Origin of the sequence: Actinomadura sp. 3N407, assembly GCF_052245875.1 — a bacterium.
GTDB lineage: Bacteria > Actinomycetota > Actinomycetes > Streptosporangiales > Streptosporangiaceae > Spirillospora.
On sequence record NZ_JBQQBP010000010.1, the window covers coordinates 341170 to 354748 of the forward strand.

Sequence of the window (13579 nt, forward strand, 5' to 3'; positions counted from 1 at the left end):
GATCTCGGTGATCACTGGGTGTGATCATGGGACCGACCTCGCTTACCGTGCCTTGGAAGCCGCCGTGTAAGCGGACGGGACGCGGCGAGGAGGTGGTCCGGCGGTGAGGGGGCTGCGCTGCCTGGACGGCTCCGACCTCGCGGTGGTGCCGGTCGCCTCCCTCGACCGCGGCGGCACCCCGTTCGAGGTCACGCTGGAGCTGCGCCGCGACGGCGACTCGTTCGGCGCGGTGGGGGAGCGGTGCGGCTACTTCCTGGCCGGCCTCGCCGCCCGGGTCGCCGCCGCCAGGGCCGACGGATCGCCGCAGGCCGCCCGCTGGCCCGATCCCGACGACCGCTTCCCCGACCCGTCCCCCGGCGACCCGGCCCGCGAGCCCGAACTGTTCGCGTTCCGGTACCGCGACCGCGGCGACGTGGTCAGCACCGGCGAACTGCGCTGCGCGCTCCGCACGTCGTCGATGTGGGTCGGGCGGCAGCAGTCGGCCGCGGGACGATGGCGGGTCGCGCGGCGGGCCGTCCTGGAGGCGTGGGGCGCGAGCGGGCGGGGCGTCCGCGCCGTGCTCACCTCCGCCGACCTGGCCCGTTTCCTCGCCGATGTGCTCGCCGAGGCGGAACGGGCGGGAGCGGGCCGGCGCGGCCGTCCGGCGCCGCCCGCGCGGTGGCCCGGCATCCCCGGACGCGTCGGCCCGGCATTCCGGAACGGAGAACTATGAACCTCGGGCCATAATTGAGCGTCTTTCCGTCAGAGACGGTCGCTCGAAGGGAAGCCCACATGGGGGTTCGGCGTACGGGAAAGCCGCGCGGCGGGATGTCGCGCGGTGAGCGGAGGGACGGCGTGCGCCGCCGCCCCTCCGAAGGCGGGCGGCTGACCACCGCCGTCCGCCGCAGCGGCCCGTACGCGGCCTTCCGCGACGTCGTCTACCGGATGTACGAACGCCGGGTCGAGGCGTCGCTGCCGACCGACGTCACGCCCCGGCACGTCGGCGTGATCCTGGACGGGAACCGGCGCTGGGCCAGGGCGATGGGCCTGGCCGACGTCAACTCCGGGCACCAGCGCGGCGCCGCCAAGATCTCCGAGCTGCTGCAGTGGAGCGCGGAGGCCGGGGTCGAGGTCGTCACCCTGTGGCTGCTGTCCACCGACAACCTGAACCGCCCGGCCGTCGAGCTGGAACCGCTGCTGGAGATCATCGAGAACACCGTCGGCAAGCTCGCCGCCGACGGGTGGAACGTCAAGCCCGTCGGCGCCCTCGACCTGCTGCCCGATAAGACCGCCCGCGTCCTTAAAGATGCGGGTGAGGCCACATCCGGTGCTCCCGGCCTGATTGTGAACGTCGCCGTTGGGTATGGAGGTAGGCGTGAGATCGCTGATGCGGTGCGCTCACTGCTCATCGAGCAGGCGAGCCGTGGCACCAGCATCGAGGAACTCGCCGAGTCCCTCGACGTGGAGCACATCGCGGAGCATCTCTACACGCGCGGCCAGCCGGATCCGGACCTGGTCATCCGCACCTCGGGGGAGCAGCGTCTCTCCGGCTTCATGCTCTGGCAGAGCGCCCACTCGGAGTTCCACTTCTGCGAGGTCCACTGGCCGGACTTCCGCAAGGTGGACTTCCTCCGGGCGATGCGCTCCTACGCCGCGCGGCACCGGCGCTTCGGCACCTGACGGTCAACCTCCGATCACCGCTCCCGGCCGTTCCCCGAGCGGGGGGACCGGCCGCGTGGGGGCGTGCCGCTTCCGGGGGGCCCGCTCCCCGGGCCCCGCGGGGCAGTGCGGCCGGGGCCGTCGCGCCACCGGTACGTTCCCCATAGTCAGGGAGATCGAGTGGCCACAACCTCCGCGCGCCGTCCCGGCACCACGCCCGGGAACACTTCCGGGGCACCCGTCCGGGATCATTCCGGGGAGTGTGGGGGGCCGTCCCCCCACAGCGAGCCGGACCGGCGCACGTACGTCCTCGACACCAGCGTCCTGCTCGCCGACCCGGGGGCGATGACCCGGTTCGCCGAGCACGAGGTCGTACTCCCCATCGTCGTCATCTCCGAACTCGAGGCCAAGCGGCACCACCCCGAACTCGGCTACTTCGCCCGGCAGGCCCTGCGCACGCTGGACGACCTGCGCCTGCGGCACGGCCGGCTGGACGAGCCCGTGTCGGTCGAGGGGCCGCTCGGCGACCAGGGCGGCACGCTCCGCGTCGAGCTGAACCACTCCGACCCGAGCGTGCTGCCGGACGGTTTCCGGCTCGGCGACAACGACACCCGGATCCTGTCGGCCGCGGCGTGGCTGGCCCACGAGGGCCGCGACGTCGTCCTGGTCTCCAAGGATCTGCCGATGCGGGTGAAGGCGTCCGCGGTCGGCCTCGCCGCCGAGGAGTACCGGGCGGAGCTCGCCGTCGTGGAGTCCGGCTGGACCGGGATGCGCGAGCTGGAGGTGCCCGCGAGCCTCGTCGAGGAGATGTTCGAGACGGGCAGCGCGGACATGGAGGAGGCGCGGGACCTGCCGTGCCACACCGGCCTGCGGCTGCTGTCGGAGAAGGGCTCGGCCCTCGGCCGGACGCAGCCCGACAAGTCCGTGAAGCTGGTGCGCGGCGACCGGGAGGTGTTCGGGCTGCGCGGCCGGTCCGCCGAGCAGCGGATCGCGCTCGACCTGCTGATGGACGAGGACGTCGGCATCGTCTCGCTCGGCGGGCGGGCCGGCACGGGCAAGTCGGCCCTCGCCCTGTGCGCGGGCCTGGAGGCCGTGATGGAGCGCGGGTGGCACCGCAAGGTCGTGGTGTTCCGCCCCCTGTACGCGGTCGGCGGGCAGGAGCTCGGCTACCTGCCGGGCACGGAGAACGAGAAGATGTCGCCGTGGGGCCAGGCCGTCTACGACACCCTGTCGGCGGTGACCACCCCGGAGGTCATCGACGAGGTTGTGGACCGTGACATGTTGGAGGTCCTGCCGCTCACCCACATCCGCGGCCGTTCGCTGCACGACGCGTTCGTGATCGTGGACGAGGCGCAGTCGCTGGAGCGCGGCGTGCTGCTGACCGTCCTGTCGCGGATCGGCACGGGGTCGCGGGTCGTGCTGACCCACGACGTGGCGCAGCGCGACAACCTGCGGGTCGGCCGGCACGACGGCGTCGCGGCGGTGGTGGAGCGGCTCAAGGGTCATCCGCTGTTCGCGCACGTGACGCTGACGCGGTCGGAGCGGTCGCCGATCGCCGCCCTGGTCACCGACATGCTCGGCGACGTCGGGGCCTGACCGGAGCGATGCGGACCCCGGTGGCCGGTGCGCCACCGGGGTTTCGCGCGCCGCCGGGACACCCTCCTGGAATCTCTACGGAATGTGATCGTTAAACCCCGTACCGTAGGTTTGTGAGGAAGGTCACAGTCACTCGCCCGGCGCCGAAGATCCCCTGGTCCGCCGGAGTTTCGGCAATGTTCTGGTCAAGTTGACAACTGTCCCACCATGACCAATTGTCTCGTTTCGGTTGCGAAGCATCCCTCGGCCTCGGGCATTGTGGCTCCCCGGAAGCACCCCCGAACGGTGCCGGGCCCGAGCGCGTCCCCCGAGAACACGCGCGACGACACGGTGTCGGCGCCGGTCCGGAGACCGCCCCACCTGCGGGCGGCCGGCCGGACCGGGGGTGGAAGCAGTTCGTTCGCGTGTCCATGCGCGTGCGACCGTCGGAAGGACCGCCTTGTACGGAGACCGTCCCGGGTCCCCTAGGCGAGACGAACGACAGAGCTTTGCCCCCCGGGAGCCGTGGCCCGCCGCGGCCTCCGCCCCCCAGAACCCGGCCCAGGCGCCCGACCCGTTCGCCCCTCCGCCCGAGGCCACCGGGCCCCAGCCCACGGCACCGCAGCCTGCGGTGCCGCAGCCTGCGGTGCCGCAGTCCGCGGCGCCCCGGCCCACGGCGCCGCAGCCCGTGGTGTCGCAGCCCGTGGTGTCGCAGCCCGTGGTGTCGCAGCACTCGGCACCGCACGAGGACGACGTGAGGGTCGCCGGCGACGACCGCACCCGCGTCGGCGCGCCCGCCGGTGACACGCTCGGCTTCCAGGCCGCCCCGGCCGTGCCGCCCGGCCCCGGCGCCCCGGGCGGCGATTCCCACGACGAGATCGTGTCCGGCCACCGCGCCCCGCGCGGCGCCGCTTCGCGGGGAGGCACCGGCAAGCGCAACGGCATGCGGGTCGCCGCAGTCCTCGCGGGCGCCGCGGTCGCCGTCGGCGGCGGCACCGTCGCCGCGTTCGCGCTGACCGGCGGGTCCGGCGACGACGGGGCCACCGTCAAACCGACCAGGCAGCTGGCAGACCCGGCGCCGAAGGTCGACCCGAAGGTCCTGGAGGAGCAGCGGCGCAAGCTGGCCCTCGAACGCGCCTCCCGGGAGACGCGCGCGGACGACGGCAAGGGGCCGGCCCTGCGCCCGAAGGGCGAGCCGCTCCCGACCAAGAAGCCGGAGCAGAAGAAGGACGACGACGGCGGCGGTGGCGCCCCGGCCGGCGACCCGGTCCCGGCGGGTGAGGCGCAGCGGATCGCCCGGAGGCTGATGCCGAGCTTCGGGTTCACCGGGGACGGCCAGTTCGGCTGCCTGGTGAAGCTGTGGAACAAGGAGAGCGGCTGGAACGTCCACGCCGACAACCCCTCGTCCGCGGCGTACGGCATCCCGCAGGCCAACCCCGGCTCCAAGATGGCCAGCGCCGGGCCCGACTGGCAGAACAACGCCACCACGCAGATCAAGTGGGGTCTCGGCTACATCAAGAACCGCTACAAGACCCCGTGCGGCGCGTGGTCGCACTCCCAGAACGTCGGCTGGTACTGAGTCCGGGCGCGTCCCAGGCGCCGGATGAAGGCCCTGGGACGCGGTACGTGCGGTACCCGCGGTGCCCGCGGTACTTGCGGTGCCTGCGGGACGTTACGACGAGCCGGTCATCCCGAGCACGTCGAGGGCCTCGTCCAGCTGCTCGACGGTCAGTTTCCCGTCGTCCACGTAACCGCGCTCCAGCACGACCTCGCGGATCGTCCTGCGTTCCCTCAGCGCCTGCTTGGCGACCTTCGCCGCCTCCTCGTAGCCGATGTAGCGGTTCAGCGGCGTCACGATCGACGGTGACGACTCGGCGTACTCGCGCATCCGCTCCACGTCCGGCTCGATGCCGTCCACGCAGCGGTCGGCGAACAGCCGCGACACGTTCGCCAGCAGCGTGACCGACTCCAGGACGTTGCGGGCCAGCATCGGCAGCATCACGTTCAGCTCGAAGCTGCCGGACGCGCCGCCGAACGCGATCGCCCCGTCGTTGCCGATGACCTGCGCGGCGACCTGCGTGACCGCCTCGGGGAGCACCGGGTTCACCTTCCCCGGCATGATCGACGAACCGGGCTGCAGATCCGGCAGCCGGATCTCGGCCAGCCCGGCCCGCGGCCCGGAGCCCATCCAGCGCAGATCATTCGCGATCTTGGTGAGGCTCACCGCGACGGTGCGCAGCGCGCCGCTCGCCTCCACCAGGCCGTCCCGCGCGCCCTGCGCCTCGAAATGGTCGCGGGCCTCGGTCAGCGGCAGCCCGGTGACCCGCGCGACCTCCGCGATGACGCGGCCGCCGAACCCGTCCGGGGTGTTGATGCCGGTGCCGACCGCGGTCCCGCCGAGCGGCAGCTCCGCCAGCCGGGGCAGGACGGCCTCCAGCCGCTCCACGCCGTGCCCGATCTGCGCCGCGTACCCGCCGAACTCCTGGCCCAGCGTCACCGGCGTCGCGTCCATCAGGTGGGTGCGGCCGGACTTCACCACCGTGCGGAACTCGTCCGCCTTGCGCGCCAGCGCGTCCCGCAGATGGGTCAGCGCGGGGATCAGATCGTTCAGGACGGCCCCGGTCGCCGCGATGTGGATGGAGGACGGGAACACGTCGTTGGACGACTGTGAGGCGTTCACGTGGTCGTTGGGGTGCACCGGCCGGCCGAGCCGCTCCTCCGCCAGCGTCGCCACGACCTCGTTGGCGTTCATGTTGGACGATGTCCCGGACCCGGTCTGGAACACGTCGATGGGGAACTGGTCGTCCCACCGGCCGGCCGCGACCTCCCGGGCCGCGTCGGTGATCGCGCCCGCGAGGTCCTTGTCGAGCACCCCGAGTTCGGCGTTCACCGTCGCCGCCGCGGCCTTGACGTGGCCGAGCGCGGCGATGTGCGCGGCCTCCAGTGTCCGTCCCGAGATCGGGAAGTTCTCCACCGCGCGCTGGGTCTGCGCCCGCCATTTCGCCGCCGCCGGTACCCGGACCTCCCCCATGGAGTCACGCTCGACCCGGAACTCCCGCTCGCCCATGGCACGCCACCTCCGACTGAACCCGTCACCGCCGTCTTCCATGGCAGCCTCTCAGGTGGCTACCCCATTCCCGCGCGGACCCCTCTGGGACCGGGATCACTCTTTGTTCAGGGTGTAGTTCTTGCGTTCTCCGGGCTGGCCGACGGGTTTCTGTTCTCCGTTCACCCACACGTCGCAGGCGGACGCGTCGTAGATCACCGCGTTGATGCGCTGCTGGTCGTACTGCCGCGCGTCGTTCTTCCTCAGGGTCTCGTCGCTGAGCACGGTGATCGCGTCGCCCGGCACCGACACGAAGATCTTGCACGCGTCGGTGCGCGCCCGGACGACGAGCGTGCTGGTCTTGACGCCGGGCGGGGCCTGCGCGCTGCCGGTCGCGGGGCTGGACGTCGTCGCGGTGGGGGAGGGACCGGGGCCCTCCTTCATCATGCCGACGATGAGCGCGGTGGCGCCGATGCCGCAGGAGGCGACGGTCGCGCCGATGAGCGCGATCACGGCCATCAGCCGGTAGCGGGGCGTCGCCGGCCGGCGTCCCGACCGGGGACCGGCCAGGGCGCGTTCGAGCCGGTCGACCGCGCGGGCGTGGCTGAGGCGGCGGGTCGGGTTCTTCTCCAGCAGCCCGGTGATCACCGGCGCGAGGGCGCCGGCGTTCTGCGGGGCGGGGGTCGACTCGTTCGCCAGGGCGCTCAGCGTCGCCATCACGTTGTCGCGCTCGAACGGCGGATGGCCCTCCAGCGCGGCGAACAGCGTCGCGCCCAGCGACCACAGGTCGGAGCGCGGGGTGGCCTTCTCCCCGGCGGCGACCTCGGGCGCCACGTACGCGGGCGAGCCCATGAAGTGGCCCGTCTTCGTCAGGCTGGCCGAGCCCGAGGAGAAGGCGAGGCCGAAGTCGGTGAGCACGACGCGGTCGCCGTCCAGCAGCACGTTGCTGGGCTTGAGGTCGCGGTGCACTATGCCGGCCTTGTGCGCGGTGTTGAGGGCGTCCAGCAGGGCACGGCCGATGTGCGCGACGCGTTCGGGCGGCAGGGGCCCCGAGCGCTCAAGGAGGTGTTCGAGGCTGGGCGCCTCGATCATCTCCATCACGATCCAGGGACGGCCCTGTTCGATGACCACGTCGTACACCTCGACGATGGAGTGCGTGCGCAGCTGAGCGGGCGCGCGCGCCTCTCGGAGGGTACGGCGGTAGAAGACCACCCGGTCGTCCTCGGAGAGGTCTTCGGGGAGGCGCAGCTCTTTGATCGCCACGGAGCGATCGAGGAGCTCGTCATGCCCTCTCCAGACCGTGCCGTTGGCACCCTGACCTATTTCCGAGACCAGCCGGTAGCGCGTCGCTAGAACGAGGCGCTCTGACTGTGACATGGCGGAAAAGATACCGGAGTGGCCAGGCGGTCATCGGGGAGACCTCATTACCAACTTGGATTTTGGGCCGATAATGTGACCTACCGGCCAGAAACCCAGGGAATGGGCGGCCGACGGCCCCTCCGCGGGCCGTCAGCCGCTGCCGATCGTCAGCGCCTGCCGATGGTGAGGACGGGTCCGGTGGTGTCGGCGAAGAAGTCCTCGCCCTTGTCGTCCACCACTATGAACGCGGGGAAATCCTCCACCTCGATTCTCCAGACGGCCTCCATGCCGAGTTCCTCGTACTCCAGGACCTCGACCTTCTTGATGCAGTCCTGGGCGAGCCGGGCGGCCGGGCCGCCGATCGAGCCGAGGTAGAAGCCGCCGTGCTCCTTGCAGGCGTCGGTGACCTGCTTCGACCGGTTGCCCTTGGCCAGCATGACCAGCGAGCCGCCGGCGGCCTGGAACTGCTCGACGTAGGAGTCCATCCGCCCGGCCGTGGTCGGGCCGAAGGAGCCGGACGCGTAGCCCTCCGGCGTCTTGGCCGGCCCCGCGTAGTAGACGGCGTGGTCGCGCATGTACCGCGGCATCGGCTCGCCCGCGTCCAGCCGTTCCTTGATCTTGGCGTGCGCGATGTCGCGGGCCACGACGAGCGGGCCGGTCAGCGACAGCCGCGTCTTCACCGGGTACTTGGTCAGCTCGGCGCGGATCTCCGACATCGGACGGTTGAGGTCGATTCCTACCGCACTCCCTCCACCCGCCCCGGTTCCTACCGCACTCCCTCCACCCGCCCCGGTTCCTACCGCACTCCCTCCGCCCGCCCCGGACTGCACGATCTGGTCGTCCAGGTGCTCGTCGGTGGTGTCGGGCATGTACTGCGCCGGGTCGGTCTCCAGCCGCTCCAGGAACACGCCCTCCGCGGTGATCTTGGCGAGGGCCTGCCGGTCGGCGCTGCACGACACCGCCATGGCCACCGGGCAGGACGCGCCGTGCCGCGGCAGCCGGACGACCCGCACGTCGTGGCAGAAGTACTTGCCGCCGAACTGCGCGCCGATGCCGAGCTTCTGCGTCAGCTCGAACACCTGAAGCTCCAGCTCCGGGTCGCGGAAGCCGTGGCCGAGCGGCGAGCCCCCGGACGGCATCGTGTCCAGGTAGTGGGCGGAGGCGTACTTGGCCGTCTTCAGCGCGTACTCGGCGGACGTGCCGCCGACCACGATCGCGAGGTGGTACGGCGGGCACGCGGCCGTGCCGAGCGAGCGGATCTTCTCCTCCAGGAAGGACATCATCCGCTTCGGGTTCAGGACGGCCTTGGTCTCCTGGTAGAGGAACGACTTGTTCGCGCTGCCGCCGCCCTTGGCCATGAACAGGAACTTGTACGCCTCACCGCGCGTCGCGTACAGCTCGATCTGCGCGGGCAGGTTGCTGCCGGTGTTCTTCTCGTCCCACATCGTCACCGGCGCCATCTGCGAGTAACGCAGGTTCAGCTTCGTGTACGCGTCGTACACGCCGCGGGAGATGTGCTCCTCGTCGTTCCCGTCGGTCAGGACGTGCTGGCCGCGCTTGCCCATCACGATCGCGGTGCCGGTGTCCTGGCACATGGGCAGGACGCCGCCCGACGCGATGCCCGCGTTCTTCAGCAGGTCCAGCGCGACGAAACGGTCGTTGGGGGACGCCTCCGGGTCGTCCAGGATCCGGCGGAGCTGCGCCAGGTGCGCGGGGCGCAGCAGGTGCGCGATGTCGCGCATCGCGGTCTCGGTGAGCAGCCGCAGCGCCTCCGGTTCGACCTGCAGGAACGTCCGCCCGTTCGCTTCGAACGTGGAGACCCCGTCCGAGGTCAGGAGCCGGTAGTCGGTCTCGTCGGGGCCGAGCGGCAGCAGGTCGGTGTAGGAGAACTCAGGCATCTCAGGCAGATCCTCGCGCGATTCCGATGGGGGCCGGATCACAGGTTACGCACTCACCGGCCGCGGGCCGACGGGGGGCGACGCGGGTGCGCAGGCCGACGACGACACCCGCCGCGACCAGCGCGGCCCCGGCCAGATCCGCCGGGCCGGGCCGGTCGATGCCGAGCACGACCGTCGTGATCACCGCGCTCACCGGGATCAGCCCCGCGAACAGCCCCGCCCGGTCGGCTCCGAGCCGTCCGATCGCGTCGTACCAGAGCAGGAACGCGACGGTGGTGACGCCCACCGACAGGTACGTGAAGCCGGCCAGCTCACCGGCCGTCGGGGCGCGCAGCACCGCCGTCCCGTCCACGGCGACGCCGACGGCCAGCAGCATCGGGGCGGCCAGGGCGGCGGAGTAGGCCGAGACCCGCAGCGGGCCGAGCCGCGGCAGCAGCGGGACGGCCAGCAGCGAGAAGCACACCTCGCCGGCGAGCGCGCCGAGCGAGAGCAGCAGGCCGCGGAGGGTGCCGCTCCCGAGGCCGTTGGCCAGGGCGGCCCCGGCGGCCACCACGCACGCCGCCAGCACGATCGGCGGGGCGGGGCGGCGGCCCTCCAGCAGCGGGCCGGCCAGCGCGAGGGCGATCGGGACCGCCGCGATCACCGTGCCGATCGTTGCGGGGCTCGTGTCCCGGGTGGCCGCGACGATGCACACGTTGAACGCGACCAGTCCCGTCGCCGCCAGCGCGCCGAGCAGGGCCCAGTCGCGGAGCGACGGCCGCCGCGCGGGCCCGCCGGCGAACCGGACGACGGCCAGCAGGATGAGCGCGGCGACCCCGTACCGGACGGCCTGCCCGCCGAAGACGGGATACCGGGCGATGGTCGCCGACACGGCGGTCAGCGTGCCGACGGAGAACATCGCGGACGCGGCGCCGACCGAGCCGCGCCCACCGGAGAAGCGAGTGGCGATCAGGTTCATGACATGGGACGCTATGGCGCGCTTGGTCCACTCAACAGGGCCAATAAGACAGTGTGAACCTGGACCAATGAGATTCCCGTGACGCGGGGCCTCCCTCACGACGCTGAGTGTCATGTGACCGACCTTCATCTCCCCCTCGACCGGGCCGCCGGACGGCTGGCGGCCCAGATCGCCGCCGGCTTCCGCTCGGCCGTGCGATCCGGCCGGCTGACCGCGGGAACGCGGCTGCCGTCGAGCCGGGACCTGGCCCGCGACCTGGACGTCTCCCGCGGCGTCGTCGTCGCCGCCTACGAACAGCTGACCGCCGAGGGATTCCTTGTCGCGCGGCGCGGCGACGGCACCCGCATCGCGCCGCTGGCCCGGCCCGACGACGGCCCGGCGCCGCTGCCGCGCGGCGCCGCGCCCCCGTCCCCCGAGCCCCGGCCGGAGCCCGTGCTCCCGTACGACCTGTGGCCGGGCCAGCCCGACCTGTCCGCCTTCCCCCGCGAACGGTGGATCGCCGCCGCCCGCTCCGCCCTGCGCACACTCCCGCACGACGTGCTCACCTACCCCGACCCGGGCGGCGTCCCCGCGCTGCGCGCCGAACTGGCCGGATACCTCGCCCGCGTCCGCGCGGCGCACACCGACCCCGGCCGCGTCGTGATCATGAACGGGGTGGCGCACGGGCTGTCGGCCCTGCTGCGGCTGCTGCGCGCCGACGGCCACACGGTCCTCGCCGTCGAGGACCCGACCAGCGTCCGGCAGGTGCCGATGCTGGAGGCGTCCGGCTTCCGGGTCGTCCGCGTCCCCGTGGACGGCGAGGGCGTGGACGTCGACGCGCTCGCCGGCACCGGGGCACGGGCCGTCCTCGTCACGCCCGCGCACCAGTACCCGACCGGCGTCGTCCTGTCCCCGGCCCGCCGCGCCGAGCTGATCGCCTGGGCGCGGGGCGTGGACGGCCTGATCCTGGAGGACGACTACGACGCCGAGTTCCGCTACGACCGCGAGCCCGTCGGCTGCCTCCAGGGAGTCGAGCCGGACCGCGTCGTCCTGCTCGGCTCGGTCAGCAAGTCCCTCGCCCCCGCGCTGCGCCTCGGCTGGGCCGTCGCGCCGCCGGCCATGGCCGTGCGGCTGCGCGAGCACCGTGGGAACACCGACCTCGGGGGGCCGGTCCTGGAGCAGTACGCCCTCGCCGAGTTCCTCAGGGGCGGCGGATACGACCGGCACCTGCGCACGATGCGGCGGCGCTACCGGTCCCGGCGGGACGCCCTCGCTGAGGCGCTGAACGTCCATCTGCCGGGTGCCACGGTTCACGGCGTGTCAGCGGGCATCCACCTCTACGTGGAGCTTCCCGCAGGATGCGACGAGGACGATGTCGCGGCCCGCGCCGGCCGCGCCGGGGTGTCGGTCGCGGGCGCCCGGCCCCTGTGGTCCCCGGCACGCGCGGGCCACGCCCCGCCGGCACTCGTCCTCGGCTACGCCGGGCTCACCGAAACACGCCTGGTCGAGGCGGCGGAACTCCTTGGTCGGGCGGTTACTCAGGGTGCCGAGGGGTAGGACAAGCATCCCCGGTGTAGGAGGTATGCATGAGTCTTGAAGAGGCCGCGCGGCAGCTGAAGATGGCGGGCCATGATGCGCAGGTGGCCTTCGACTGTGTCGGCCTTGGCGACCTCGAAAGGGCACAGGAGCACGCCGTGACCCTCCGGGCCGCGGCCGACGCCGCCGAAGTGGCGCTCAGCCGCGCCCTGCAGGATCTGACGCCGGAAGAGGCCCAGGCCGAGGGTGAGAGGGCCATCATCGCCATGGAGGACGCCTGACCTGCTCTGGGGCCCCTGGCTCGCGCTCCGGCGTGACCGGGGGCTCACGCATGTCCGGACGGGTCAGGCAACGGGACGTTCCATGGCCGGGGCCTCGGGGCGGGCGCCCTTGACCGGGGTCGGGTCGAAGCCTCTGGCGGTGGCGAAGACGACCAGGATGAGGGCGGCGGGGGCGATGAACGCCAGGCGCAGGCCGTGGTCGGCGCTGAGGGGTGCGATGGCGCCGACGATGGCGGCGCCCAGCACGAAGCCGACGTAGTTGAAGATGTTCACGCGGGCCACGGCCACGCCCAGCCCGGTCGGGTCGACGCGGCCGGCGGCGGTGAAGCAGACCGGTGCGATCACGCTGAGGCCGAGCCCGGCGACCGCGAACGCGGCGATGGCGAAGGGCGCGTTCGGCGCGGCGACCACGCCGACCATGCCGACCATGCCGACCGCGCCGCCGAGGCGCACGACCCGCACGGGACCCGAGCGGCGGACGGCGAGGTCGGCGACGCCGCGGCTGATCACCATGGCGATCTGGTACGCCACGTAGCCGAGGGGCGCGACCCAGTCGGCGCCGGACAGTTCGTCGTCCAGGTACTTGGCGCCGTAGTTGGAGATGGCCGCGTCGGCGAGGTAGGCGACGGCCATCGCGGCGCCGACGATGAGGATCGGCCGCCAGGGGACGCTGCGTCCGGCGGCCTTCAGCTCCGCGGCGGTCGGCCCGTCACCCTCCTCGGCGCGGCGGTAGAGGCGGTGGCCGGTGGCGGCGGAGGCGGCGACCGCGACGGCGGCGGCGATCGCGAAGCACGCGAACAGCGGCAGGTCGATCTTGTTGGACAGGGCCGCCCAGAGGCCGCCGAGGATGCCGGCGACGCTCCACACCGCGTAGAAGCCGGTGATCAGGCTGACCCCGTACCGGCGTTCGACCGCGACCGCCTGCGCGTTCATGGAGGCGTCCACCGCGCCGACGAACAGGCCGAACGCCGCGACGGCGGCGTACAGGGCGATGTCGTTGTCGCCGGTGAGGCCGATCAGCGCGATCGTGACGGCGACCGCGGGCTGCGACACCCGCAGCACCGGTCCGCTGCCGAACCGCTGGAACAGGGCACCGGACGCGACGCTGCCCACCCCGGCGACCAGGGGGACCATCAGCAGCACCAGCGACAGCGTGGCGTCGCTGAGGTGGTGGGCCTTCTGCATCTGCGGGACCTGCGTCACCAGGGACGCGAAGCAGAGCCCCTGGACGGCGAAAGCCGTGTAGGCGGCGAACCGGGCCTGCCGGTCCCGCGTGGTGATGCCCTGGATCATGCGGCCCCGACCCCTT

At 72.6% G+C, this 13579-nt stretch carries 11 protein-coding genes; 6 read left to right on the forward strand and 5 right to left on the reverse strand.

Features of this window, described 5'->3' with window-relative positions:
* Positions 1 to 103: 103 nt before the first annotated feature.
* The 4 genes from ACTWPP_RS25985 to ACTWPP_RS26000 all read left to right on the forward strand — a co-directional run bounded on the left by ACTWPP_RS25985 (position 104) and on the right by ACTWPP_RS26000 (position 4792).
* On the forward strand, positions 104 to 712 hold the full coding sequence (locus tag ACTWPP_RS25985; RefSeq protein WP_443106960.1) for a hypothetical protein: 609 nt from the start codon (positions 104 to 106) through the stop codon (positions 710 to 712).
* A 59-nt stretch (positions 713 to 771) separates the two neighbouring features.
* Positions 772 to 1659 carry an isoprenyl transferase gene (locus ACTWPP_RS25990; RefSeq protein ID WP_443106961.1) on the forward strand — a complete coding sequence of 296 codons (888 nt, stop codon included), beginning with the start codon at positions 772 to 774 and terminating at the stop codon, positions 1657 to 1659.
* Positions 1660 to 1818: 159 nt separating this feature from the next.
* A complete protein-coding gene (locus ACTWPP_RS25995) occupies positions 1819 to 3234 on the forward strand; it encodes a PhoH family protein (RefSeq protein WP_443106962.1) in 1416 nt (471 codons plus the stop codon).
* Positions 3235 to 3859: 625 nt separating this feature from the next.
* Positions 3860 to 4792 carry a lytic transglycosylase domain-containing protein gene (locus tag ACTWPP_RS26000; RefSeq protein WP_443106963.1) on the forward strand — a complete coding sequence of 311 codons (933 nt, stop codon included), beginning with the start codon at positions 3860 to 3862 and terminating at the stop codon, positions 4790 to 4792.
* A gap of 93 nt (positions 4793 to 4885) precedes the next feature.
* Here the strand turns inward: ACTWPP_RS26000 and ACTWPP_RS26005 are convergent, their stop codons facing one another.
* The 4 genes from ACTWPP_RS26005 to ACTWPP_RS26020 all read right to left on the reverse strand — a co-directional run bounded on the left by ACTWPP_RS26005 (position 4886) and on the right by ACTWPP_RS26020 (position 10474).
* Entirely contained in the window at positions 4886 to 6280 is a 1395-nt protein-coding gene (locus ACTWPP_RS26005; RefSeq protein WP_443106964.1) for a class II fumarate hydratase, read from the reverse strand.
* Between the two features lie 96 nt (positions 6281 to 6376).
* On the reverse strand, positions 6377 to 7636 hold the full coding sequence (locus tag ACTWPP_RS26010; protein ID WP_443106965.1) for a serine/threonine-protein kinase: 1260 nt from the start codon (positions 7634 to 7636) through the stop codon (positions 6377 to 6379).
* 149 nt (positions 7637 to 7785) lie between these two features.
* Positions 7786 to 9516, reverse strand: coding sequence for a fumarate hydratase (locus ACTWPP_RS26015; protein WP_443106966.1), 1731 nt, complete (start codon positions 9514 to 9516; stop codon positions 7786 to 7788).
* A gap of 1 nt (position 9517) precedes the next feature.
* Positions 9518 to 10474, reverse strand: a complete 957-nt coding sequence (locus tag ACTWPP_RS26020) for a DMT family transporter (protein WP_443106967.1) — start codon at positions 10472 to 10474, stop codon at positions 9518 to 9520.
* Between the two features lie 114 nt (positions 10475 to 10588).
* On the opposite strand from ACTWPP_RS26020, the gene pdxR reads away from it, so the two are divergent.
* Both pdxR and ACTWPP_RS26030 read left to right on the forward strand, forming a co-directional pair.
* Entirely contained in the window at positions 10589 to 12010 is a 1422-nt protein-coding gene (pdxR, locus tag ACTWPP_RS26025; protein WP_443106968.1) for a MocR-like pyridoxine biosynthesis transcription factor PdxR, read from the forward strand.
* Positions 12011 to 12039: 29 nt separating this feature from the next.
* Positions 12040 to 12270, forward strand: coding sequence for a hypothetical protein (locus tag ACTWPP_RS26030; protein WP_443106969.1), 231 nt, complete (start codon positions 12040 to 12042; stop codon positions 12268 to 12270).
* Between the two features lie 63 nt (positions 12271 to 12333).
* Here the strand turns inward: ACTWPP_RS26030 and ACTWPP_RS26035 are convergent, their stop codons facing one another.
* Positions 12334 to 13563, reverse strand: coding sequence for an MFS transporter (locus tag ACTWPP_RS26035; RefSeq protein ID WP_443106970.1), 1230 nt, complete (start codon positions 13561 to 13563; stop codon positions 12334 to 12336).
* Positions 13564 to 13579: the final 16 nt, after the last annotated feature.

Coding starts and splice junctions, on each gene's coding strand:
- ACTWPP_RS26030 (WP_443106969.1), top strand. CDS start 12,040: ATGAGTCTTGAAGAGGCCGCGCGGCAGCTGAAGATGGCGGGCCATGAT.
- ACTWPP_RS26010 (WP_443106965.1), bottom strand. CDS start 7,636: ATGTCACAGTCAGAGCGCCTCGTTCTAGCGACGCGCTACCGGCTGGTC.
- ACTWPP_RS25990 (WP_443106961.1), top strand. CDS start 772: ATGGGGGTTCGGCGTACGGGAAAGCCGCGCGGCGGGATGTCGCGCGGT.
- ACTWPP_RS26020 (WP_443106967.1), bottom strand. CDS start 10,474: ATGAACCTGATCGCCACTCGCTTCTCCGGTGGGCGCGGCTCGGTCGGC.
- ACTWPP_RS26035 (WP_443106970.1), bottom strand. CDS start 13,563: ATGATCCAGGGCATCACCACGCGGGACCGGCAGGCCCGGTTCGCCGCC.
- ACTWPP_RS26005 (WP_443106964.1), bottom strand. CDS start 6,280: ATGGGCGAGCGGGAGTTCCGGGTCGAGCGTGACTCCATGGGGGAGGTC.
- ACTWPP_RS26015 (WP_443106966.1), bottom strand. CDS start 9,516: ATGCCTGAGTTCTCCTACACCGACCTGCTGCCGCTCGGCCCCGACGAG.